At 58.0% G+C, this 20041-nt stretch carries 19 protein-coding genes and 3 pseudogenes; 3 read left to right on the top strand and 19 right to left on the bottom strand.

Annotated features, from left to right (window positions below; translation table 11 throughout):
* Window positions 1-8: 8 nt before the first annotated feature.
* The 19 genes and pseudogenes from CSV86_RS18140 to CSV86_RS31435 all read right to left on the bottom strand — a co-directional run bounded on the left by CSV86_RS18140 (window position 9) and on the right by CSV86_RS31435 (window position 15984).
* The gene (locus tag CSV86_RS18140; protein WP_009399154.1) at window positions 9-824 is read right to left on the bottom strand and encodes a Rha family transcriptional regulator; all 816 of its coding nucleotides are present in this window, start codon (window positions 822-824) and stop codon (window positions 9-11) included.
* A gap of 105 nt (window positions 825-929) precedes the next feature.
* Window positions 930-1490 carry a DUF3158 family protein gene (locus tag CSV86_RS18135; protein ID WP_009399155.1) on the bottom strand — a complete coding sequence of 187 codons (561 nt, stop codon included), beginning with the start codon at window positions 1488-1490 and terminating at the stop codon, window positions 930-932.
* Window positions 1487-2212 (bottom strand): PFL_4669 family integrating conjugative element protein, encoded by a 726-nt coding sequence (locus tag CSV86_RS18130; RefSeq protein WP_009399156.1) that lies wholly within the window; start codon window positions 2210-2212, stop codon window positions 1487-1489. Before CSV86_RS18130 ends, CSV86_RS18135 begins: the two co-directional genes overlap by 4 nt.
* A gap of 317 nt (window positions 2213-2529) precedes the next feature.
* Window positions 2530-2784: a hypothetical protein gene (locus CSV86_RS18125; RefSeq protein ID WP_170394927.1), complete on the bottom strand. Its 255-nt coding sequence runs from the start codon at window positions 2782-2784 to the stop codon at window positions 2530-2532.
* 111 nt (window positions 2785-2895) lie between these two features.
* The gene (locus tag CSV86_RS18120; RefSeq protein ID WP_009399689.1) at window positions 2896-3615 is read right to left on the bottom strand and encodes a prepilin peptidase; all 720 of its coding nucleotides are present in this window, start codon (window positions 3613-3615) and stop codon (window positions 2896-2898) included.
* On the bottom strand, window positions 3608-4909 hold the full coding sequence (locus CSV86_RS18115; protein WP_009399687.1) for an STY4528 family pathogenicity island replication protein: 1302 nt from the start codon (window positions 4907-4909) through the stop codon (window positions 3608-3610). Before CSV86_RS18115 ends, CSV86_RS18120 begins: the two co-directional genes overlap by 8 nt.
* Window positions 4906-5549 (bottom strand): annotated as a pseudogene (locus CSV86_RS18110) (DUF2857 domain-containing protein). The gene CSV86_RS18115 and the pseudogene CSV86_RS18110 overlap by 4 nt, the downstream one beginning before the upstream one ends.
* An 83-nt stretch (window positions 5550-5632) precedes the next feature.
* Window positions 5633-7337 (bottom strand): annotated as a pseudogene (locus CSV86_RS18105) (ParB family protein).
* Window position 7338: 1 nt separating this feature from the next.
* Window positions 7339-7686 carry an Arc family DNA-binding protein gene (locus CSV86_RS18100; protein ID WP_009399681.1) on the bottom strand — a complete coding sequence of 116 codons (348 nt, stop codon included), beginning with the start codon at window positions 7684-7686 and terminating at the stop codon, window positions 7339-7341.
* A 27-nt stretch (window positions 7687-7713) separates the two neighbouring features.
* Window positions 7714-8595: a DNA adenine methylase gene (locus CSV86_RS18095; protein WP_009399679.1), complete on the bottom strand. Its 882-nt coding sequence runs from the start codon at window positions 8593-8595 to the stop codon at window positions 7714-7716.
* Complete coding sequence (gene yejK / locus CSV86_RS18090) at window positions 8592-9617, bottom strand: nucleoid-associated protein YejK (RefSeq protein WP_009399677.1); 1026 nt, start codon at window positions 9615-9617, stop codon at window positions 8592-8594. The genes CSV86_RS18095 and yejK overlap by 4 nt, the downstream gene beginning before the upstream one ends.
* Window positions 9618-9842: 225 nt before the next feature.
* A complete protein-coding gene (locus CSV86_RS18085; protein ID WP_009399674.1) occupies window positions 9843-10370 on the bottom strand; it encodes a protein kinase family protein in 528 nt (175 codons plus the stop codon).
* The gene (locus CSV86_RS18080; RefSeq protein WP_080604760.1) at window positions 10360-10548 is read right to left on the bottom strand and encodes a hypothetical protein; all 189 of its coding nucleotides are present in this window, start codon (window positions 10546-10548) and stop codon (window positions 10360-10362) included. The genes CSV86_RS18085 and CSV86_RS18080 overlap by 11 nt, the downstream gene beginning before the upstream one ends.
* Window positions 10545-11891: a replicative DNA helicase gene (gene dnaB, locus CSV86_RS18075; RefSeq protein WP_009399672.1), complete on the bottom strand. Its 1347-nt coding sequence runs from the start codon at window positions 11889-11891 to the stop codon at window positions 10545-10547. The genes CSV86_RS18080 and dnaB overlap by 4 nt, the downstream gene beginning before the upstream one ends.
* Window positions 11888-12586, bottom strand: coding sequence for a DUF2786 domain-containing protein (locus CSV86_RS18070; protein WP_009399670.1), 699 nt, complete (start codon window positions 12584-12586; stop codon window positions 11888-11890). The genes dnaB and CSV86_RS18070 overlap by 4 nt, the downstream gene beginning before the upstream one ends.
* Window positions 12587-12698: 112 nt before the next feature.
* The gene (locus CSV86_RS18065) at window positions 12699-13070 is read right to left on the bottom strand and encodes a hypothetical protein (RefSeq protein WP_009399667.1); all 372 of its coding nucleotides are present in this window, start codon (window positions 13068-13070) and stop codon (window positions 12699-12701) included.
* Window positions 13067-13816: a hypothetical protein gene (locus CSV86_RS18060; RefSeq protein WP_009399665.1), complete on the bottom strand. Its 750-nt coding sequence runs from the start codon at window positions 13814-13816 to the stop codon at window positions 13067-13069. The genes CSV86_RS18065 and CSV86_RS18060 overlap by 4 nt, the downstream gene beginning before the upstream one ends.
* Window positions 13809-14692, bottom strand: a pseudogene (locus tag CSV86_RS18055) (ParA family protein). The gene CSV86_RS18060 and the pseudogene CSV86_RS18055 overlap by 8 nt, the downstream one beginning before the upstream one ends.
* 395 nt (window positions 14693-15087) lie before the next feature.
* Window positions 15088-15984, bottom strand: a complete 897-nt coding sequence (locus tag CSV86_RS31435; protein ID WP_009399661.1) for a thioredoxin family protein — start codon at window positions 15982-15984, stop codon at window positions 15088-15090.
* 524 nt (window positions 15985-16508) lie between these two features.
* On the opposite strand from CSV86_RS31435, the gene CSV86_RS18045 reads away from it, so the two are divergent.
* The 3 genes from CSV86_RS18045 (at window position 16509) to CSV86_RS18035 (ending at window position 20032) form a co-directional block, all read left to right on the top strand.
* Window positions 16509-17807 (top strand): NAD(P)/FAD-dependent oxidoreductase, encoded by a 1299-nt coding sequence (locus CSV86_RS18045; RefSeq protein ID WP_009399656.1) that lies wholly within the window; start codon window positions 16509-16511, stop codon window positions 17805-17807.
* A 144-nt stretch (window positions 17808-17951) separates the two neighbouring features.
* Window positions 17952-18983: a polyamine ABC transporter substrate-binding protein gene (locus tag CSV86_RS18040; protein WP_009399654.1), complete on the top strand. Its 1032-nt coding sequence runs from the start codon at window positions 17952-17954 to the stop codon at window positions 18981-18983.
* Between the two features lie 38 nt (window positions 18984-19021).
* Complete coding sequence (locus tag CSV86_RS18035) at window positions 19022-20032, top strand: ABC transporter substrate-binding protein (protein ID WP_009399653.1); 1011 nt, start codon at window positions 19022-19024, stop codon at window positions 20030-20032.
* Window positions 20033-20041: the final 9 nt, after the last annotated feature.

Raw genomic sequence — 20041 nt, 5'->3', positions numbered from 1 at the left:
TTTTTTCCTCAGTGAGTGGACTTGGGGGTGTAGGGAGTACGGAGAGCATTGCGGGTGATGTAGCCGAGGAGATCCCGCGCTTGCTGCGAGGTCTCGGCCAACTTGTCAGACATATGGGCTTTGAAGACCTCGCTGGTCAGCTTCTCGACGCCTTTGTCGTACAGCGAGTTGAAGAGCAGTTCGGCATCGTGTGACGAACGCAGCAGGCCGTAGAGAAGGTCTTTGGCAATGGAGGTACCCGCGACACCTGGAAGAGATTTGGCTGCGGTTCCTTCGCCGATCATCTGTCCTTGAACAAAGGTGATGGCTTGCTCGAGCTGCTCTGGCGTCGCTTGGTCCAGCGAATCGATGTTGAGGTAGTTCAACACCACATGCTCGGTAGTCGGGCGAGGTGATTGGTTGACCTCACGCTCACGCATGAGCTCGAGGGTTTTCAACGCAAAGTTGAGCAGGTGCTTGTGGCTGAGGATCTCGGGTTGATCGATGATCACCTGTTCCATTTTGTTGAAGGCCCCGATGTAGGCCTCTTTCCACTGTGCGGCCTCCTTGCCGGTGAAGCCCATGCAGAGGAACACGAAGCCGTCGCGGGTCATGCGGTAATAGGGTTCGGGTTTGTTATTGGAGCCGATACGTGAACACTCCTCAAAATTGAGGAGTGCAAATTCAGAGGAGCAATCTAGTCCTTTGATATCTCGCATCACATTGTCATGGCGCTTACGAAAATGCTTAGCCACATCCAGGCTGGTGGTGGTCGGCTTGCCATCGATGATTTCGACGCTGACCTCAGTAGAGGCCTGGTTGGTGTTCAGTTGATTTGTGGTCATGGGTATTGCTCCGTCTAGGTCTATGGTGGCTTGGTGCTTTCGGGCTACCGCCGCAAAATTGCGCTGTGCACTCGACACTCCTCAAAATTGCGCTGTGTACACTCCTCAAGGTTGCGGTCGGTGAGCCGTGTCGGCCTTCATGACCTGCTGCAGTCGAGCCTGATATTCGGCCTCGGCCTGCCCCATCTTTTCTGCGCACTCGGCGGCCTGTTTGCCGATGGAGTGGATGAGGCTGATCTGCATGTTCAGGGTGATTCGGTGTTGCTCCAGGGCAAACAGGTCCTGCAGCAAGTGGATTGGTGTTTTGGGGGCGTGAACCATCTGAGCCCATACGCCGACACCCATGCGCCGCTCTTGCACGCTTTGCCAGCGAAGAAAGGTTGTGCCAGCGGCTGTGTTTTGCTCGATGAGCCTAACGGGCAGCAGAGCAAATGGATGTTGGCGAACCTGGGCCAGCACTTCTTGGGTAAGGGTGCGCAGCCCCGCCTCCAGCGATGCGCACTGCTCCGCCAACTGGACCAGCTCCCCCTTACCTTTAAAGGGCTTTAAAAGGCCTTTTAGTGAGGCACTCTGTTGCAGTCCCTGATAGGCACCCTGTTGCAGCGGTTTGAAGGCACCCTGTTGCAGTGCCTCCGTTGGTCGGGTGTCCGATCGCATGAGCGTCATGCCTCGCCTTCGAATTCGTCATCCACATCCTCGACCGGGCCTGCGGAGCCACGGCGGATGGGCGGGGCGAAGTTCGAGCGGCGGGTGCCTTCCAGGATGTCCTGGGGGATATCGCCGTGGCGCTTGTACATTTCGCGCGCGTTTTCAGCTCGGGCATTGTTGGCGGCGAAGTCGTCGCGCGATGCGCCGGAGAAGCGATGGAGCTGGGCCAGCCCAAAAAGACTGCGAAGCAGGTGAGCACCTTCATCGATCCAGATCTCGCCATCGCGGCGACCGATCATGGCGACGTGCTGAGCCAGCAGGATGCGACGGACGACTTCGTCGTACTGAGTCAGCAGATGGACGCCCTTGAAGCCCAGCGGGTTGGAGATGAAGAGCGGCAGCTTCAGCGGCTGGATGGAGAGGTTCTCGCCGATTTCGAGTGCTTTGGGGAGTTGGGCCATCACTCCATCAAGGCGGCTGTCGATGGCCTTGAGGGCATCATCTACCTCCTGGATTTTCTCCTCGATCCTGATCATCCACCAGTCGGAGTACGGGTCGTCTTGTGCGGCGGCGCGATCGATCTGGTTGATCTTGAGGCAGAAGCCAGCCAGCCCAAGAATGCTGTGTTTGTCGTCGGTCTTCTGGCGACCCAGCCAGATTCGGGCGGCATGGTGAGTGTGGAGAGTCAGCTGGACCTGGCTCCTGAGGGAGCCGATGTTGAGCTGATAGTTGTCAGCCATGGACATGGTTTCCTTATATAAGGTGGGTGAACGATGTCCATGCTGCTGTCGGGCCGTTTGTGGCGCAGTAATAAATGAAGAACCCGGGGTGCTGGATTTGTCCTAGTCGGTGCACACTGTCCTGGTGTTGCGGGCCGCAACACTGGCAGGTGGTGCTAGTAGCACCACTCACCTTTCCCGTCGGCGCCGGTGGCCAGGTCGTTGGGTGTTGCGGGCCGCAACACTGGCAGGTGGTGCCAGTAGCAGCGCTCACCTTTCCCGTCGGTGCCGGTGCCCAGGTCGTTGGGTGTTGCGGGCCGCAACACTGGCAGGTGGTGCTAGTAGCACCACTCACCTGTCCCGTCGGCGCCGGTGGCCAGGTCGTTGGGTGTTGCGGGCCGCAACACTGGCAGGTGGTGCCAGTAGCAGCGCTCACCTTTCCCGTCGGTGCCGGTGCCCAGGTCGTTGGGTGTTGCGGGCCGCAACACTGGCAGGTGGTGCCAGTAGCAGCGCTCACCTGTCCCGTCGACGCCGCTGGCCAGGTCGGTGGTGTTGCGGGCCGCAACACTGGCAGGTGGTGCTAGTAGCACCACTCACCTATCCCGTCTGCGCCGGTGGCCAGGTCGTTGGGTGTTGCGGGCCGCAACACTGCCAGGTAGTGCCGCTTGCACTACTCATCCAAGTGGTGTTCCCAGGGTTGCTAATTAATGAATGAGAATAAGAAATCCGCTCCAGCCTGCGGCGGAGATGAACGGCCCAAATGGAATTTTTGTGTCGGTAGATAGTTTTCCGAGGAGCATGAGAAACAAGGAGGCGAGAGCCGCACCTAGCAGAGAGCAAACCAGTGTCCAACCAAGAAGCTGTAGGCCGCCCCACGCGCCCATCAAGGCGAATAGCTTGATGTCTCCTCTTCCGATGCTCTCTCGTCCAGTAATTAGTCCGGTTATTTGACTGACAGACCAGAGGCTCCCAAAGCCAACAACACATCCCCAAAGTGCGTCCTGCAGTGCTATGAACAATCCGAAGGAGTTGAGGACTAAGCCAGCCCATAGTCCTGGCATTACCAGCGCATCTGGCAGCAATTGGTGCTCAAAGTCGATCAAGCTCAAAGTCAGAAGCAGCCAGGAGAACAGCAGGGCACAGAAGGCCTGCATAGTTGGCCCACAATGCATTGTCACCACGAGGGACAAGGCGGCGCAGCTGATCTGCGCGGTCCAGGTTCTGAGCGATGGGGCTCTGGCCGCTTGAAGGTCGGAAGGTTTCTCGGGATCCAATCGCAGTACCTCACGGGCATCACGCTGCCATTGGTGCTCGAGGAGGGCCGGCAGCCAGCGGGCGACCCAGGCACACAGGCGACCCACCAGCATGCCCAACGGGATGGAGCCAAGTCCCAGTCCGATCTCAGAACTTATCCAATCACTCATCGGTGGGCTCCGCGCGGCGACGTGGATCAAGCAGGGCTTGGAGCGAACTCAGCGCGGAGTTCGCCGTCTGCATCGCGGTCGCTGTCGGTGCCGGCTTCTGGGCGGGGGGCTGGGCAGGGCGTGCAACCGTCCGTGCCGCTGGAGGCGTTGGCGTCGGAGTTGCAGCGGGCGCTGAAGGGGTCCACTCGGCATTGAAGTCGCCCCGGATGGCCTTGCCAGCAAGGGACGTCAGGTATGCAAGCGGCTTGGCCACGCTCCCAGTTGTGCATCGATGTTTCCACTGGTTGATCACCGCCTCTCGGACATGCTCCGGTACTGGCCCCATGATCTCTCGTGCCTTCACACGGTCCTCTGGCCTGAGTAGATCCAGGGCAAGCAACCAATTCACACCTGCACTCTCGCGCGGTTGTACAAAGCTTTTAGATACAGACTGGTCTGTATTTGTATACGTACTGTCAGAGTTCGGATTCCGAACTGAGGGCGTACTCAGTGGTTTTAGGCTGGGTTCGGATTCCGAACTGAGGGGCAGGTCACCCTGTTTCGCTGAGTTCGCGCTGAGTTCGGAATCCGAACCCAGTGTTTCCGGGGCTAAATCTTGCTGAGTTCGGATTCCGAACTCAGGGGCGGTCAGCGCTTTTTGCTTGGTCTCTACAGCCCAAGTCTGGGCATTCAGCCGATCGCTAATCGTGTCAATGCGTGAGGGGAGTCGTCGGCCCACGTCGGGATCGCTGGTGAATTCGCGCCAGGTGATGGCCGCGATGTCCTTGATCGCTTTGTTCTGATGCTCCATGGAATCCATCAGCAAGGTCATGTAGTCCTTGTCGAACTCCAGCGCTTCCGCCGGTGTTACAGGCTCGTCGTGGAGCAGATAGACATTCCCCTGGACCTGTCCGTTGATCTCATTGCGGACTGTCCTGCCCAAGCTTAACCACCGGGTTAGACGGAGCACGGTCAATGCCTTTGCCACGGTTTCTCTAGAAGCATGTTTCCCTGGGATCATGCCCAGGTACGGCCGTAGCTGGTCATAGGTGGGGAAGGCAGTGATTCCATCCTCATTGACAAGTAGTCGGAAAACTTGCCAACAATTGCGTTCCAAGGGGGTCAGCCGATTGTCGAGCAGGAGCTTACGCGGGACCGTTTCATGCGGATTACCGCTGAAGATGATCCCGGAGTAAGGTGTAGCAGGTGTTGCAGTAGGGGCGGTGTCCTCAGCTCTCTTCTTCTGTACATGGGCCTCGAGTTGCCCCGAGGCCGAATCTAGGAGCGTGGAAATCGGGAACCGGGAGAGCTTCATTTTCTATGTTCGCCTTCTCCAAAGTGGGCAGAGGCGGGGCAGCTTTCTTCGACACGGCGTATGCCACCCTCGTCCAGCAGAGTGAGTTGTCGACGCTCAGATATTCGGGACTTTTCCTTGCTGCCTGGATACAGGCCTTGTTCGATCCACTGAGTGATACGAGACCAGATCTGCGCAAGTGTTAAGCCATCTGTGCTCAGCTCTTCAGCAACCAGCATGGCAACGTCAAGCATGGCCAGGCTGTCCTCGAGCTCCACTTGGTTTTCATCCATCAACTTGGTCCAGCGATGCCAAATATGATGGTCTTGATCCTCGGAAAGCTCGGGCCACCGTCCGCGCGGGGCTCGAACCCCAATAACGGTACGCTGCAGTGCGATCTCTTGAGGTGTGAGCCCGAAGAACTTGTTGAGCAAGCTGGTAGTGGCCCCAGGCGGATCGCTCGATCAATAAGACGTGTTTCCTCTTCTGAGCGCGCAGCCCCGGTCAGAAGCTTGAGGATCATCGAACTGTTGATAGACACGTTGACCCAACTGACCGGTGTGTTGCGGAGCAAGCTGAGAACTGTGGGATGCTGGATCTGGCCCAGCACCTCAGGTTCCACCCCCATCTCCACACAGCGCTGAAGTTGACCATTGCGCATCAGGTCAAGAAGCTGCGACAGAACTGCTTCGTTAAGTGTTGACTTGGACATTGAGACTCCCTCCCATTCATCTCATCGAGTGTTCAGTTGCCCTGGGCTTCCGAGGACCGTTTGAACTCTTCGATTTCCAAGTCGATCAACCTGCGAGCTAGCCGAATGATGCGGAACAACTTGACCAGCGCTCCGTCGCTCAAACGGCCGTCGTCTCCTGGGGACTGTTCAGCACTCAAGGGCTGGCCCAGCAGCAGTTGGCCTAGGCCGGCTGCAAACTCAAACTCAGCTAATGCGCTGGCAGGATCTGGTTGCTCGTTCAGCATCTTCAGAGCGATGGCCATGGCCCCGCTCAATGACTGAAGCAGTGTCAGCGTATGTTGAGCTGTTGCAGTGACTTCAACTTCGGTGTCCGGCCGTTTGTACTTGAAACCGATCCCGCCATCGATTGCCTGGATATCGCCAGGGCCGTTCACGGACTCGAGAATCTCCACCGCCAGCTGGGCTACCTGCTTGCGTAACTCTGCAGGGTGGTCAGTCTGCCGTTCGATGTACCAAAGGTCTGTGATGGGGTGCAGTCCACCGGCCTGGACAGGGATCGCGACCAAGCAGTTCGAGTTGAAGTCGGGTAGTGTCTCGCCACTGAGTGCGGCCAGCTTCGCTTTTGTCTCTATCACCCGCTGGCTGAGGTTCGCAGGGGAAACAATATGCCCTGCAATCCTTGCCTGCTGCTCCTCAGAAGTGAGCGAGGTGCCCGGCGCCGGACCAGGTGGAGGAAGTGGTGCAGATGCGGGGTTCTGAGAACCTCCGGTATTTCCAGACGCCTGGCGTGGAGGGGAGGTGCCGAGTCTCCACCAGCAGCTGGAGGAGGGGGAGTAGTGGCAGGAGCAGGGGCTGCTGCAGGCAGCTCAACCACCGGCGTTGAGCGACGAAGTCTGTCCTGCTGTTGAGTGATCTCTAGCAGAATGTCCTCATATCCCAGTGGGAGCGATTTCTTCATCGTGCCGATGAGCTCGTCCTGGAAACGCTGGAACAGAAACTCTTCTGCTTCACCTTCGAACTGAGCAAGGACGTCCTGGAACAGCATTTCGAAGTCGACGCCTTCATTGCTGTAATGCTTTTCCCAGCATGCCAACGCAGATTTTCTCAGCGCAATTATCTTAGTGATACGGTCGATACCGAGGCCTGAATAGAGCAAGCCAGGGACGGCTGGCAACACATATTGCAGGGTGTCCAGCATCCTGCTGATATGAGAAGGGGAGATTGGGTATCCGTCCTTCGTCAGGCGGCGAGAGAGCTCTCGAATCCCAATCACCTCCCCACTCTCGGATTCATACAGCGCTTTTGCGTTCCCTACACCCACGGCGCGTTCGATGAACTTGAGTTCACCCTTGAGATCCTCAGCCAGGTGCCCGGTAAGCATGATGATCTCGCCGCGGGCTTGGTCCCAAGGGCGGAACAAGAAATTGATCGTCTGGAACTTGGGATCACCAGTCTCCTGAAACAACTCCTTTAGAATCGTGAGTCGAGTATTGCCACCGTTGCGGATCCGGAACTTCTCCTCACCTGGACGGCGTGTAATCGGCGGGGGGTGTCGAGGCCCCGGTTGCGAATCGATTCCTTGAGCTCGTCGTACCGGGGATTGCGTGTGGTCCGAGGGTTGTCCTCCCAAGGGAGAACAACGTCGACGCTCAGCACCATAGGCGTATCAGCGATAGGGTCGGTCATGGCAGCGCTGGAGGCTGTGGGGCTGAAGCCTGGAGCTAGGAGCTTGGATTTCAGGTCTGTAACGGCCATATCAAGCTCCTACCGTCGCGACGTGAGACTGGCCCAGTGGAGTTTGCTTGCGGACCAGGTGCAGCACCTCTTGGATATCGTCCTGGGTAGGAGCGGCGTTTTGCAGCAGGCGATCGATGACCCGGTATGCGCGGGTCAGCTCGGCTTTCAGTTCTTCGGCATTGAGGGAACCGTCCAGAATCGGCTGAGCCGGCTCGAACTGGGTGTTCAGTGACTGTTCGAGGCGGTCGATAATCTCGCTATTCATGGACCGATGGTTCTTGCGGGCCACTTCCGCGACTTGCTCACGCATGCCATTCGGCAGGCGAACTACGAATTTGTCGGCGGTACGGGAGTTGGTTGCATTCATGATGTTCTCCAAAAAATGCGGGAGCGCTCAGCGCCGGGCAATGAGGGGGCGGTAGCTGTGGTCTGGAACAGCAGCGAAAAAATCGAACTGAGACAGGCCTTGAAAGGCTGAGGGGTTCAGCCAGAGGCATTCGGTCCGCCCTCGCGCACCGTCGGCGTATGCCTGCCTACTTACCCGGTACCAGTCTTTGTAGAGATCGTCGTAAAGAGCGCAGGGATAACCTGAGAGCACCACCATCCCTTGTCTGCTCTGCAAGAAGGTGGCGAGTTGCAGGTGTTCTTCGTCACTCAATTCGTACCGATAGGATTTGCCCGTGGATGTGTGGCGAACTTTCGTGCTACGAGTGGAGTGCACATAGGGTGGATCCACGTAATGCAGAGTGCTCGGCCGATCGTGGTGCTCCATGATCGCCAGAGCGTCGCGATGCTCGATCACGACTCCCTGTAAGCGCTCGATGATCGTGGCTAAAGCATCGGGGTAGTTACGCCAGTCCACCGCAGGTGAGGTGCCTGATCGAACTGATGTTGAGCGAAACCCCGTGCGCTCCCCGCTGGCAGCTGCACTACCAAACCCTTGGAAGGAGCGGAGTACCATCCGCCGGGCACGCTCAAGAGGATCTGCCGTCTCGCTGTAGCTTGCAGCAAACTCTTCCCGGGCGAAGGGGGTCAGTGCGAGGACGTTGCGAAGTTCATCACCACGGTCCCGGGCCATACGGAACAGGTTGACTACTTCACTGTCCAGGTCGTTATAGATCTCCGCAGAGCTTCGAGGCTTGCGCAGCAGAACAGATGCTGCACCACCAAACGGCTCTACGTACGTGTGGTGGGGAGCTAAGTGCTGGATGATCCACTCAGCAAGTCTCCACTTCCCCCCGTGATACCTCAGTATCGGGCGCTGAACTTCTTTCATTGAAGCTCTCCCGATTCCGTGACACGACGTTTCAGCTGGTCCTTGAGCTGAGTGGGCAAGTTCTTGATCGTCAGGGAACCGGTGCCGGCGTCGTAGGTGACGTTGGATCCGAGCAGATGCGCTTCAAAGCTGATGGACAGACCCTCGGCTCGGCCGGTGAAACGGCGGAACTGGTTGAGCACCCGCTTGTCAGCCGGGATCTCGGGTGACAAGCCGTAATCCCTGTTGCGGATGTGGTCGTAGAACGCCTGGGGTCGATCTTCATCGAGGACTTCTGACAGTTCCTGCAGATGGAGGGGCTGGCCGAGCTTCGTTTGAGTCGTGGCGTAATCAAGGAGCGCATGGGTTTTTTCACGCGCGCTTTCTTCAGGCAGGTCCTCTTTCTCGACGTACTCGGTGAACGCCTTGAGGAGCGTGCGGGTTTCACCTGGTCCGTCGACGCCTTCCTGACAGCCGATGAAGTCGCGGAAGTAGTCCGAGCTCTTCCTGCCAGTCTTCCCTTTGACGATTGAGATGTACTGCTTCGAGTTTGGATTGTTCCGCCACTCGCTCAGGTTTATCCGGGCTGCGCAGGAGAAATTATTGGTGTCCAGGTAGCGGGAGACGACAACGTTGAGATCATCATCCAGGCCAACGGTCTGGACCTGCTGGAGGACTGCGATCATCAGGTATTCAGTCAGGCCTTGCTGGTAATGGCTGAAGAGCACGTGGCCACCGGTGGACAGGTTGATCTCTTCAATCAGTTTCTGCAGGTGCTCGACAGACACACGGGTGAAGCCGGTGAAGTCTTGCTTCTCATCCAGGTACTGTTTCAGCCAGCCGCTGAATGGGTACGCTCCCGACTCCCCGTGGAAGAAGCCCCACACCTTGCCTTGCTTGGCGTTGTAGCTGTCGTTCAGGTCAGCCTGGAGAGCCTCGACGGCATCCGTGGCCGGGAGCTCTGAGTCACGCGCGTGAAGGATGGCCGGGTTGCCGTCGGGCTGCTTATCGAGCTGGTGAAAGATTGCATGTCGAATCGGCATTATTGAATCCCCCGGGAGGTGGTGTTTTGGGTCTCGGCCCGGCGGAGCAGCGCCCGAGTATTACGCTCGGTACGGCGATCGCTGGGCGTGCAAGACGTGAAGATCGGTGTAAAGCCTGACTTGCTGAATTTCAGATGCCCGCTGCTGGAGCGGGAGAGAGTCCAGCCTTCGGAGAGGGCGAATTCGGCAAGCCGACGGACACTGTCGTGCGCGCCGCGAAGTAGGTTACGCATTGGATCCGACCTCCTTCTGGCAAAGTGCATCACCGGCTTGGATGGCCACGATCTCCGGGGTGCAGCCGGGGTATTGGGTCGCCAGGTCGGTGAGGAACTCACGTGCTGTTTCGCGCGATCCAGGAATGCGGAAGACCACGGTGCAGTGATTGGCCTCGTCCACGGAGTCGGTCAGATGGGGGGTTACTGCGACCTTCAGACCGCAGCTCAGGAGGTGCCTTGGTACCCATACGGACCAGAAGTAATTGGTCAGCAAGGCTGGTTGGCCAAGAAGGGTGGCTGCCAGCGTTCCAGCACAATCGCTCTCCAGCTCGATGTACTTCAGCCGTGCAAGCTCTTGCAGAGCCTCATTCAACTCAACAGGCACCGTGGCCTCACCGAACTGGGTGAGTCGTGAGACAACCTGGCCGAGAGCCTCCAGCCAAACCGCGTTTACACCTGACCGGTGCGCAAAGGCCAAAGCCGATTGGTCGGTGTTTGCGATCGCAGAGATCGAAGGGTAGATCTGCTCAGCCTGCATTGGGCACCTCCGAAAGAGGATCGAGGTCGTAGCTGCCGCAGACCGGGCATACTAGGACCTCTGCTTCACCTTCTGGCGTGTGCTCTGCAGCATGAACTTCGCGCACCTGGTGCAGGGAAAAATGCCGGCCGCAGTTGCGGCACATGTGGGTGAGCGCTGGTGATTGAACGCGCGTCATGCTGAGGCTCCTTGCCAGTGATCGGCAGTGAGGTTTGCGAAGCGGGTTTGATTGGCAATGAAGGCTGCACGGACATATCCAGTCGGCCCTTGGCGCTGCTTGCCGAGGATCAGCTCGGCGATGCCCTTGTGCTCGGAGTCCTTGTTGTAGACCTCATCCCGGTAGACGAAGATGATCACGTCGGCGTCTTGTTCAATGGCGCCGCCATCGCGGAGATCGGCATTGATTGGACGCTTGTTTGGCCGTCGCTCCAGCTCGCGGTTGAGCTGTGATAGGGCGATCAAGGGGCAGTGGAACTCTTTCGCAATTGCCTTGAGACCGTTTGAAATCTTCCCGATCTCATTTGCCCGGTTTTCTTGCCCAGGACAGTGCATTAGCTGCAGGTAATCGGCCATGATCAGGCATGGCTTTCCAAACCGCCGGCTCGCACGCCGTGTTTTCGCACGCATTGCTGCAGGGGTGAGATTCGCGCTGTCGTCGATGACCAGGCGGTTGCCGTAGCTATTCATCCTGTGGACCGCAGCAGTCAGTTTTGGCCAGTCCTCATCCAGCAGTTTGCCTTTCAACAGTCTGCTCAAGTCGATGTGTCCCAGGATGGCCAACATCCGATAAATCAGCGCCTCAGTTGGCATCTCCATGCTGTAGATCACGACGATTTTGTCTGGCGAACTAGTGAGAGCGGCGTCTACTACGCTTAGGCAGAAGGAGGTCTTACCCATGGAGGGGCGTGCACCTACGATGATCAGATCTGCGGGTTGGAGACCCCCTGTCATTTCATCGAGATCAGTGATCCCGGTTGGGACGCCCGTGACGGTTACATTGCCATTGAAGTGAGCGTCGATCTTTTCAACGACCGCTAGAAGAGCGCTGTTCAAATCAGCAAATTCGCCGACAGCGCGGCCTTCGCCCAAGGCATAGAGCTTCTGCTCGAGCAATTCCTGGACCGCCGTCGCTTCTGCTTGCTGATCGGCCGCCTCGCGGGAGCCTTGGAAGCACAACGACATGAGGCGGCGAAGGTGCGAGCGGTTTCGAACTATCTCCGCGTAGTGAACGATGTTTGCAACGGAGGGCGTGTTCTTCGCGAGTTCGCCGAGGTACCCCAAGCCACCGACTTCTTCAGGCGCCGGCAAGACTTCGGAAATGGTCACCACATCGAATGGGCTGTTCTTCTCGGACAAACTCTGGATCGCCGCGAAGATTTTTTTGTGCTCGCCCCGGAAGAAATCGTCAGCTTGTAGCCGATCACCAACCAGGTCCCAGGCATCGTTATCTAGCATCAGCCCGCCCAAGACCCCCTGCTCGGCCTCGATCGAGTGAGGTGGTGAGAGGTTCAGATCGATCATCTGGAACCTCCGAGGGCAATGGCTGGCTGTGTATCGCGACCGACTCCACGGTGGAGCTGTGCCCGCTGGCCCTGCTGAATTCCAGCTTGCAGTGAGCTACTGTCATGGCCTTTGGCTTCGCTCGGCGTGATTGTGGAACGTTCCAACTGTGGGTGATGCAGGTTTAAGTACGCAGTGATATCAGCCTGGGTCTCTGGATCTAGGTCACCGGCAAACTCTCGAACTTTGAATGCCACCGCAGCGATCCATCCTTCGGCAAATAGTTGCCCACGACGACGTTTGGTTTTCAGCTGGCATCGTTTCTGCTGCGAGACATGCTCGCGACGGGCTTTTTGCAACTGCACGATCAAACTGCTGTAGGCATAGGCAGCCAGCTCCGCACCTATCCCCTTGCCCAGAAATTTGAAGCAGTACCCCTTCGATGGGTGGTAGTAGGAAAGGTGGCTGCAGTCGAACGCGGTCGCGCACGTAGCGGCTAGAGAGTGCAGCCAGTCTGCTGGCGAGCGACGAGTCCCCGTTGGAATGCTTGCTTCAAGAACGAGACTGGCACGAAGCTCGTCGGACTCGATGTTGTACCGGGCCATGAGAGAGCGGGCCTGGCGCAATGCGGTTGCTGCCTCGTTGGTGTTTGCCCCTGGGTTGTAGGCCAAGGCCATCAGCTTGGTGACTTTGTCGAGGATCTTTTCCTTGTCCATCAGGAACCCTCCCTGAAGCGAAGAGGCCGACTGATCAAGGAAGATGTGAACGCGGCTAGGGTTTTCAGCGAACCGAAGTCAATCAGCTCACATAGGCGAATGGGGACGATGTTCATTCATCGCCTCCTGCATTCTTGTAGAGAGGGTCCGCACCGATGAAAACCTCCGCAGGCACAGCTGGCCACTCAGCGCGGAGAGCTGCAAAATTGCCCTCGTTCCAGCAGCGCAGGAACTCCATGGGGGACTCACATGGATGTTCTAGGACATACTGGATAGCCGCCACAGCTGCATTGGGAAGGCACAGATCAAACGCAAAAGTGCCATCGTCGCCCACCGTGAAATTGCCGGTGTTGAGCTGGAATGGCATTCCATTCAGCTCCACTTTTACAGGCGCCCAGGCGGGTTCTTGGTGCTCCTGCCTGATCGTTGCTAGGCGATCCTGGAGCATTCCCAGCGTGAGTGTTTTAGGGAGGGATACCTTCATGGCGCTTCCCCTTGTCCACTACTTTGGAGCAAGGCCGCTTTCCACTGGCGCAGTGTCTCGCGTTCGTCTGCCGTCAAGGCAGTCACGGCAACAGCTTCGGCCACCTCTTCCTGAAGAAGTCGCAGGCGTTCCTCAACCGATGAACCATCGTCATAAGCAAGGTGGCTGGTCAGGTCGCTGATCATGAAGTAACGGAGTGATCTGATATTGCCAACACGGTGTTGCTCAGCCGATTGTCCGAAGAGCCGATCAGGTGTTTTCAGCTCGTTTCTGAGGTAAACGTTGAATTCAGAAGGGTTGTAGGTGGTGTAGAACTGCCGTGCACGATTCAGGATGAGTGCAGCTTTAATGGTGTCCAGCAGCTCGTTATGGGCGTCGGTGGGCAATGGGAATGTACGGGCAACCAACTGCTTCGCCAGTGCGTCCCGCGCATCTTGTCGGCGCTTCGTATTTTTCTCGCTCCGAACGCGCTTTTCTTTTGCATGGGTCACGCTCTGGCCGACCGACTCTACAAGTCGGGAGGCATCCCACAGCAGTTGGCACTGTTCTGGAGTTAGAAGTGCGCCCAAATTTGCTATGAGACCTCCGCCGCGCTGGCGTCCGTTTGCAAGGTTCCGCAACTCAGTCGCTGTCGCGGTGAGCTTTGTCTGAACGCTGCGCAGGTTTTGGGAACTGAACATGTTCCCGAGCCGGGCAACCTCGTCAGGGGTAAAACCAACTGCTTGAGACATTTGAGGCTTAGTCACGACGTGCCTCCTTGACGATTTCGGCTACTCGCTCTTCGGTCATTGCTTCGAAGCGGTCCGTCCACTCTGGAAAGGCCTCGATCGCCAAGCTGCGGATAATGTTCAGCGCCGCCGGTGACTTACGGTTCGAAGGTTGGCGGTATTCCAGCCGGTGCGCCGGTACACCTTGGCTTGCGGCTTTCTTGAAGATGACGGCGTCAGGAATGATCGATTGCAGGACGGTGTAGTCGGGGTTCCCGTCGAAAATCTCGCGGACGGTGCGATGGATCTCGCGCGCGTCTGCGGTTTCATCCAGGCCGTTGATGATGATGTTGATGTGGGGAATGGTGAGGCCAAGGCGTGCGTAACTGCGCAGGCCATCCATCATGTGGATGGTCCCACGGCTGAATTCGCGCGCGGCCAACATGTTCGGGGGAGGGGGGAGAGGATGATATCGGATGCAAGAACGACCATTTCCAGCATGGCCGAGCGGGCGCCCTGGGTATCGAAGAGGATGAGGTCGTAATCGGCATCGAAAGCCGACATCAGGTTCGCTAGTCGCAGTCTCCCGTCGGGGGCCTGCAGTATGAGGTTGTTCAGTTGGTTGTTGGCGTCGTTCGAGATGATGACGTCCAGGTTCTTGATCGAGGTGCGGGAGATGATCTTATCCCTGCCCGTCTCGTTGTAGGACAGCAACTCGAAAATTCCGCCCGGGGCGGTGTATTCGAGAGGATAGTAGGAGGATGCTGAGGGCTGGACTGGGTCCAGATCAATGAGGAGGGTACGCAGGCCTGCGTCAGCGATGAATGCGCCCAGGTTGGTGGACCCGGTGGATTTTCCGGTGCCGCCTTTGGTGGAAACCTGGCCTGCTCGTTTTGCTTTCTTCGGGTGTGTCATTGCCATGCCTCTAATGTGGATTTCATTAGAGGCTGCGTGTCTAGGCGTAAAACCCCTCCCTAGGTGGACATTCCGGCCCAGATCCAATTGTCTTTTAACCAATTGGTCGTAGGTTCGAATCCTACACGACCCACCATTTTCACAGCGGTTCGTATGTACTAGGAAGGGAAGGCCTGTAAGAGCCAGCCCAGTCATGATGCCGTATGAAGTGAGCCCTAGAGTCGCTTCGATGTGATGTAAATATGAAATAGCCCGCGGCCTGTACAGGTTCGCGGGCTTTTTCTTTGGTCCCGCCAGCGATACCACGCCTCATTAGCAGTCATAACTCCAAATAGGATGCGGGCGTGCTTTGTAATAACCGGCGTCAGGTCCACCAGCACATTGTTCCGCACGCACTACATATGCCGAGACAATATTTCCTTGATCCGACTCTCGGGCTGGTTTCCCGGAATAGTTTCGAGTTCCTCCCCGTTCTTGAACAGCTTCATGACCGGAACACTGGTGATGTGAAACTTGCTCCCGGAAGCAGAGTTTTCATCAGTGTTCACTCTCGCGACCCGCAGATTCCCCCCGTACTGTGGCGATAGCTCACGCAGTGTCTTTTCCAGCGCCTTGCATGGGCCGCACCACTCCGTCCAAAAATCGATCAGGACCGGCGTCGAACTCTTGATTGCCTCAGGCAAGTTATCGTCGGTCAACGTGGTGACACCGCCCGGCACCCAATCTACTATCGCTGCGGGCCGGGCGCCGACAGGCTTCGCGCTATGCTCTGGAAACCCTTCTTGAGTGAGATTGACGCCGACCACCCAATGGCTACCCTCGACCAGCGTAGTGTGCGTCAGCTCCAGTCCGCGCTCGTATAAGGCGTTCGTATCGGGCCCCGACCAAGTCACGTTGAAGGGCATCCCGTCCGGACCGTCCGCGATTTCGATGGCGATGCGGATGGGGCTGTCGACCTCGGGGGACGAGTTCCCTTTCTTGAGCTCGTAGTTCAATTGCAGACGAACCTCCTCGTTCATAGAGTGGGCGCCCGCAGCCCAAACGACGTCGTATTTCAGCCCCGTGGGAGTGATGTCTGGTCCGGCGTCAGAAAAAACTTTTCCTATCACGGATTTCGAATCGAGCTTCAGTAAATACCAGCTGTGGTTCCCGATATGAAGCGTGATCGACTTAACACAGCTTTTTTGGTGCTCGTAAACTTTCTCCTGCGGCTTTGAATGGCCCGGCCCGAAAAAGTTAGTGATTGATTCCATGACCTTGAGCATGCGAAGTTCGTAATCGTTGTCGCTCATCTGCTTTATCCCTGGTGTTGCATCAAGTTAAGAAATTCGGGCTACATCTGTATTTGTAAACCGGACTCGCTCAACACAATACCTTGCAGGTCCTGCGCCCGTGATTCCTACGGATTTCTGCCAATATGGCAAATAAGCTCCCGGACTGCTCCGCGTTCCACTGGGAGTTATAAAAGCCTAGCAGAGGATTTCGTCGCCTCCCGGCCCCCATATAGCGCCGCCAGCGTCCCAGCCGGCGATTTCAGCTACGCATAGTCATTACTGCATCCCAGCAGCATCGCCTAGTGGCTACAACGAGCAGCACAGGCAGCACCTGCTACACCCCGCAAGCGGTTGCTCGAACAGCACGGCTTGTTTCTGAAGGTTCCCCTTAGTAAATCAAAAAATGCCCTGCATTCCATCAATTCGATTGACATGGATCGATATGTGACGGATTATTTTTGTTAAGTGATTTTGTCGAATCGCACAGCGATACGGAGTCTAAATTGTACGATCCTCTTGTCAGTGCTACCCCAGGCGCAGGAATGCCACATTCGCCCTCCTATTGGGTTGATACAGCGGGTGAGGCCCCGGATGACGATGGCCCGGTCTCGGGGGCTGTCGATGTAGAGGTTGCCATCATCGGGGCCGGCTACACGGGGCTCAGTTGCGCGCTGCATCTGGCTCGTGATCATGGGATCAATGCCGTGGTGCTGGAGGCGAATCAGGTGGCCTGGGGGTGCAGCGGTCGTAATGGCAGTTTTGCGCGTATTTCCGGTGGTCGTGTGCCGCTGGCACAGTTGATCAAGCGCTACGGCGCAACCAGGGCCAAGGCCTATTTCGAGGAGATGTCCGACGGGCTCAACACCGTTCGCGGACTGATCCGCGACGGAGCGATCGCATGCGATCCACAGCCCGATGGCGTTTACAAGGTGGCGAGCCATGCGTCACACGTCGAGGCACTCAAGCACGAGGTGGGCCTGTACAACGATGTATTGAACTACCGCGCCGAGTTTGTCAGTGGCAGCCAGGTGCATTCGGTGCACAGCGGCGCCGAGGCATTCGGTGCCTTGTATATGCCGGACGGGTTTTCCATGCACCCACTCAAGCTGGCCTGGGGGCTTCACCGCATGGCGCGCACGGCCGGTGCCAGGGTACACACCTCGTCACCGGTGATGGAGTGGCACAGCAGCAACGGTGTTCATCGTTTGGTCACGCCTGGTGGTGTGGTTACGGCCCGCAAGGTCGTGGTGGCGACCAATGGCTACACCTCGCCAGCACTGAACAGGGCCACTGCCGGACGTGTGCTGCCGGTTCATTCGCAAATCATCGTGACCCGCCCCCTGACTTCGGAAGAGAAGCGGCTCAGCCTTCCAGGCAGCGAATGCATGTTCGATACCCGCAACCTGCTCTCGTATTACCGACGCCTGCCGGACGACCGCATTTTGTTCGGTGGACGCAGCGCCATTACCGGTCGGGAGGCGGACGATCCTCGTCACAGGCAGAACCTGCACGACGCGCTGTGCCGCAAGTTTCCGGTACTGGCCGGTATTGAAGTGGATTACAACTGGGGCGGCTGGGTCGCGGTCAGCGAAAACTCGCTGCCCTTCATCTGCCGGGTGCCGGGGCTCGACAACGTGTATGCCGGTGGGGGTTATGCCGGTAGCGGTGTGTCGTTCTCGGTGCAGACCGGCAAGCGCCTGGCGCAGATGCTGACGGGGACAACGCAGCCCACCTCGATCGATTTCCTGCACCAGGTTCCCAAGCGTTTTCCCTTCCAGCCGTTCCTGCGGTTGGGGCAACGCATGACTTACGCCTGGTATCGCTTCAAGGATTCCCAATAGGCTTTTCGCATCCCGTATGTTTGCGGTAGAGGCCGGAATTAGAGAGGCACCCGTGCTGCCTCCGTCATTATAAAAAGAGTGGTTCGGGTGATATCGCCCCGCGTTCGATTCAACTGTCTAACTAAAATAACTCAGGAGTTGAAAATGCATTCGATCAATAAGCGCTTGGCTGGCGTGGCGCTGGCCTTGTCCGTGTGTTCCGTGGCCCCTGTGCAGGCTGCGGGTACCGTTACATTCGCTGGTTGGGGCGGGGCGTTGCAGGACGCTGAACGCAAGGCCTATCTCAAACCGGCAGAGGCGGCCCTGGGGATCAGGATCCAGGAAGACAACATGGACGGTCTGGCTGCAGTGCGTGCTCAGGTGATGTCGGGCAAGCCGAAGTGGGACGTGGTCGAGCTGGCCTCCAATGATTGCGTGCTCGCCCAGGAACAGGGCCTGACCGAACCCCTCGATTACTCGGTGATCAGCACCGAAGGCGTGGCAGCCAACTTCTACGGCAAGAACTGGATCGCCAGCAATGCCTACTCCACCGTGCTGGCCTGGGCCAACGATGCCAACGGCAATGCGCCAAAAACCTGGACAGAATTCTTCGATCCCCAGGTCAAGGCCTCCCGCGCCATGTATCGCCAGCCCTATACCACGCTGGAACTGGCACTGATCGCTGACGGCGTGTCGCCCAAGGCCCTTTATCCATTGGATGTCGACCGTGCCTTCAAGGTGCTGGAGCGTATCAAGCCGCAAGTGGTCAACTGGTGGCGCAGCGGTACCGACTCGGCGCAATTGCTGCGCAGCCGCGAAGTGGACGCCCTGGCGATCTGGGCCTCGCGGGTCGAGGACCTGAAGAAGTCCGGTGAGAACGTCGACTACACCTATGACCACGCGCTGCTCGACTACGACTGTGTGGTCGTGCCCAAGGGCGCGCCGAACAAGGAACTGGCCATGAAGCTGATAGCGCAGATCATGAAGCCGGAAAGCCAGGCGACACTGGTCACCCTGATTCCAAACCCGCCCATCAACGTCAAGGCCTACGACACCGACATCATCCCGCCCGCCATGGCCGCGACCTTGCCAACCGCACCTGCGAACGTCGACAAGGTGGTGTTCTTCGACCCGGTCTGGTGGCAGGCGCACCAGGCGGAAGTCCAGCGTCGTTTTGACTTGTTCATCCAGAATTGATGGGAGGCTCGGGTATGTCCGGTTTCAAGAGGAAAACTTTGCATACGGCCGTCGTGGCCGCATTGGCCCTCGCCGCAAGCTGTACCGCGCTGGCGGACAGCCTGACGTTTTCGGGCTGGGGTGGGGCATTGCAGGATGCCGAGCGCAAGGCCTACTTGGAGCCTGCGGCCAAGGCGCTGGGCGTGACGATCAAAGAAGACAACATGGATGGCCTGGCGGCGGTGCGCGCCCAGGTCATGTCGGGCAAGCCGAAATGGGATGTCGTGGAGTTGGGCAGTACGGAGTGCGCCCAGGCCCAGCAGGAAGGCCTGGTCGAACCCCTCGACTACTCGGTGATCGATGCGACTCATGTCGACAAGAGCGTGGTCAGCAGTCACTGGATCGCCAGTCATGCCTACGCCACCGTCGTGGCTTGGGCCGACGACACCGGTGCTCCCGTGGCGAAGAACTGGCAGCAGTTTTTCGATCCGCAGGTCAAGGGCGCCCGTGCCCTGTATCGGCAACCCTGGTTGACCATGGAGGCGGCGTTGCTGGGTGACGGCGTTGCGCCGAAAGACCTGTATCCGCTGGATGTCGAGCGCGCCACCAAGGTACTCGAGCGGATCAAGCCACAGGTGGTCAACTGGTGGAGTGCCGGTGCCGACTCGGCGCAGCTGTTGCGTAGCCGCGAGGTCGACTTCCTGGCGATCTGGAACGGACGGGTGAATGATGTCAAGGCCAGCGGCGAGAAGGTGAACTACAGCTTCGACGGCGCCCTGTTGAGCCATGACTGCCTGATCGTTCCCAAGGGGGCGGCCAACAAGGACCTGGCAATGAAGCTGATCGCCCAGATCATGACGCCGCAGAGCCAGGCAGCCCTGGCGACGCTCATTCCCTACTCGCCGGTCAACAGCCAGGCATACCAGGAGCCGGTGATCACCGAGGAGCTGGCGGCACGCTTGCCAACCTCGCCGCAGAACATCGACAAGGTGGTCTCGGTGTCTCCCGAGTGGTGGGTAAGCAATCAAGCTGCCGTTCGCCAGCGCTTCGCCTTGTTCCTGGCGCATTGACGGTTGCTG

It is taken from the genome of Pseudomonas bharatica CSV86, assembly GCF_000319305.2.
In the GTDB taxonomy this organism is placed as follows: Bacteria; Pseudomonadota; Gammaproteobacteria; order Pseudomonadales; family Pseudomonadaceae; genus Aquipseudomonas; species Aquipseudomonas bharatica.
Note: the sequence above shows the minus strand (reverse complement) of the source record. Positions and strands in the feature narration are given on the sequence as shown.

Coding starts and splice junctions, on each gene's coding strand:
- CSV86_RS18120 (WP_009399689.1), bottom strand. CDS start 3,615: ATGAGTGATTGGATAAGTTCTGAGATCGGACTGGGACTTGGCTCCATC.
- CSV86_RS18095 (WP_009399679.1), bottom strand. CDS start 8,595: ATGAAAGAAGTTCAGCGCCCGATACTGAGGTATCACGGGGGGAAGTGG.
- CSV86_RS18135 (WP_009399155.1), bottom strand. CDS start 1,490: ATGACGCTCATGCGATCGGACACCCGACCAACGGAGGCACTGCAACAG.
- CSV86_RS18070 (WP_009399670.1), bottom strand. CDS start 12,586: ATGGACAAGGAAAAGATCCTCGACAAAGTCACCAAGCTGATGGCCTTG.
- CSV86_RS31435 (WP_009399661.1), bottom strand. CDS start 15,984: ATGAGCGACAACGATTACGAACTTCGCATGCTCAAGGTCATGGAATCA.
- CSV86_RS18130 (WP_009399156.1), bottom strand. CDS start 2,212: ATGGCTGACAACTATCAGCTCAACATCGGCTCCCTCAGGAGCCAGGTC.
- CSV86_RS18080 (WP_080604760.1), bottom strand. CDS start 10,548: ATGACGCGCGTTCAATCACCAGCGCTCACCCACATGTGCCGCAACTGC.
- CSV86_RS18085 (WP_009399674.1), bottom strand. CDS start 10,370: ATGCAGGCTGAGCAGATCTACCCTTCGATCTCTGCGATCGCAAACACC.
- CSV86_RS18115 (WP_009399687.1), bottom strand. CDS start 4,909: ATGAAGCTCTCCCGGTTCCCGATTTCCACGCTCCTAGATTCGGCCTCG.
- CSV86_RS18140 (WP_009399154.1), bottom strand. CDS start 824: ATGACCACAAATCAACTGAACACCAACCAGGCCTCTACTGAGGTCAGC.
- CSV86_RS18045 (WP_009399656.1), top strand. CDS start 16,509: ATGCCACATTCGCCCTCCTATTGGGTTGATACAGCGGGTGAGGCCCCG.
- yejK (WP_009399677.1), bottom strand. CDS start 9,617: ATGCCGATTCGACATGCAATCTTTCACCAGCTCGATAAGCAGCCCGAC.
- CSV86_RS18040 (WP_009399654.1), top strand. CDS start 17,952: ATGCATTCGATCAATAAGCGCTTGGCTGGCGTGGCGCTGGCCTTGTCC.
- dnaB (WP_009399672.1), bottom strand. CDS start 11,891: ATGATCGATCTGAACCTCTCACCACCTCACTCGATCGAGGCCGAGCAG.
- CSV86_RS18100 (WP_009399681.1), bottom strand. CDS start 7,686: ATGAATGCAACCAACTCCCGTACCGCCGACAAATTCGTAGTTCGCCTG.
- CSV86_RS18065 (WP_009399667.1), bottom strand. CDS start 13,070: ATGAAGGTATCCCTCCCTAAAACACTCACGCTGGGAATGCTCCAGGAT.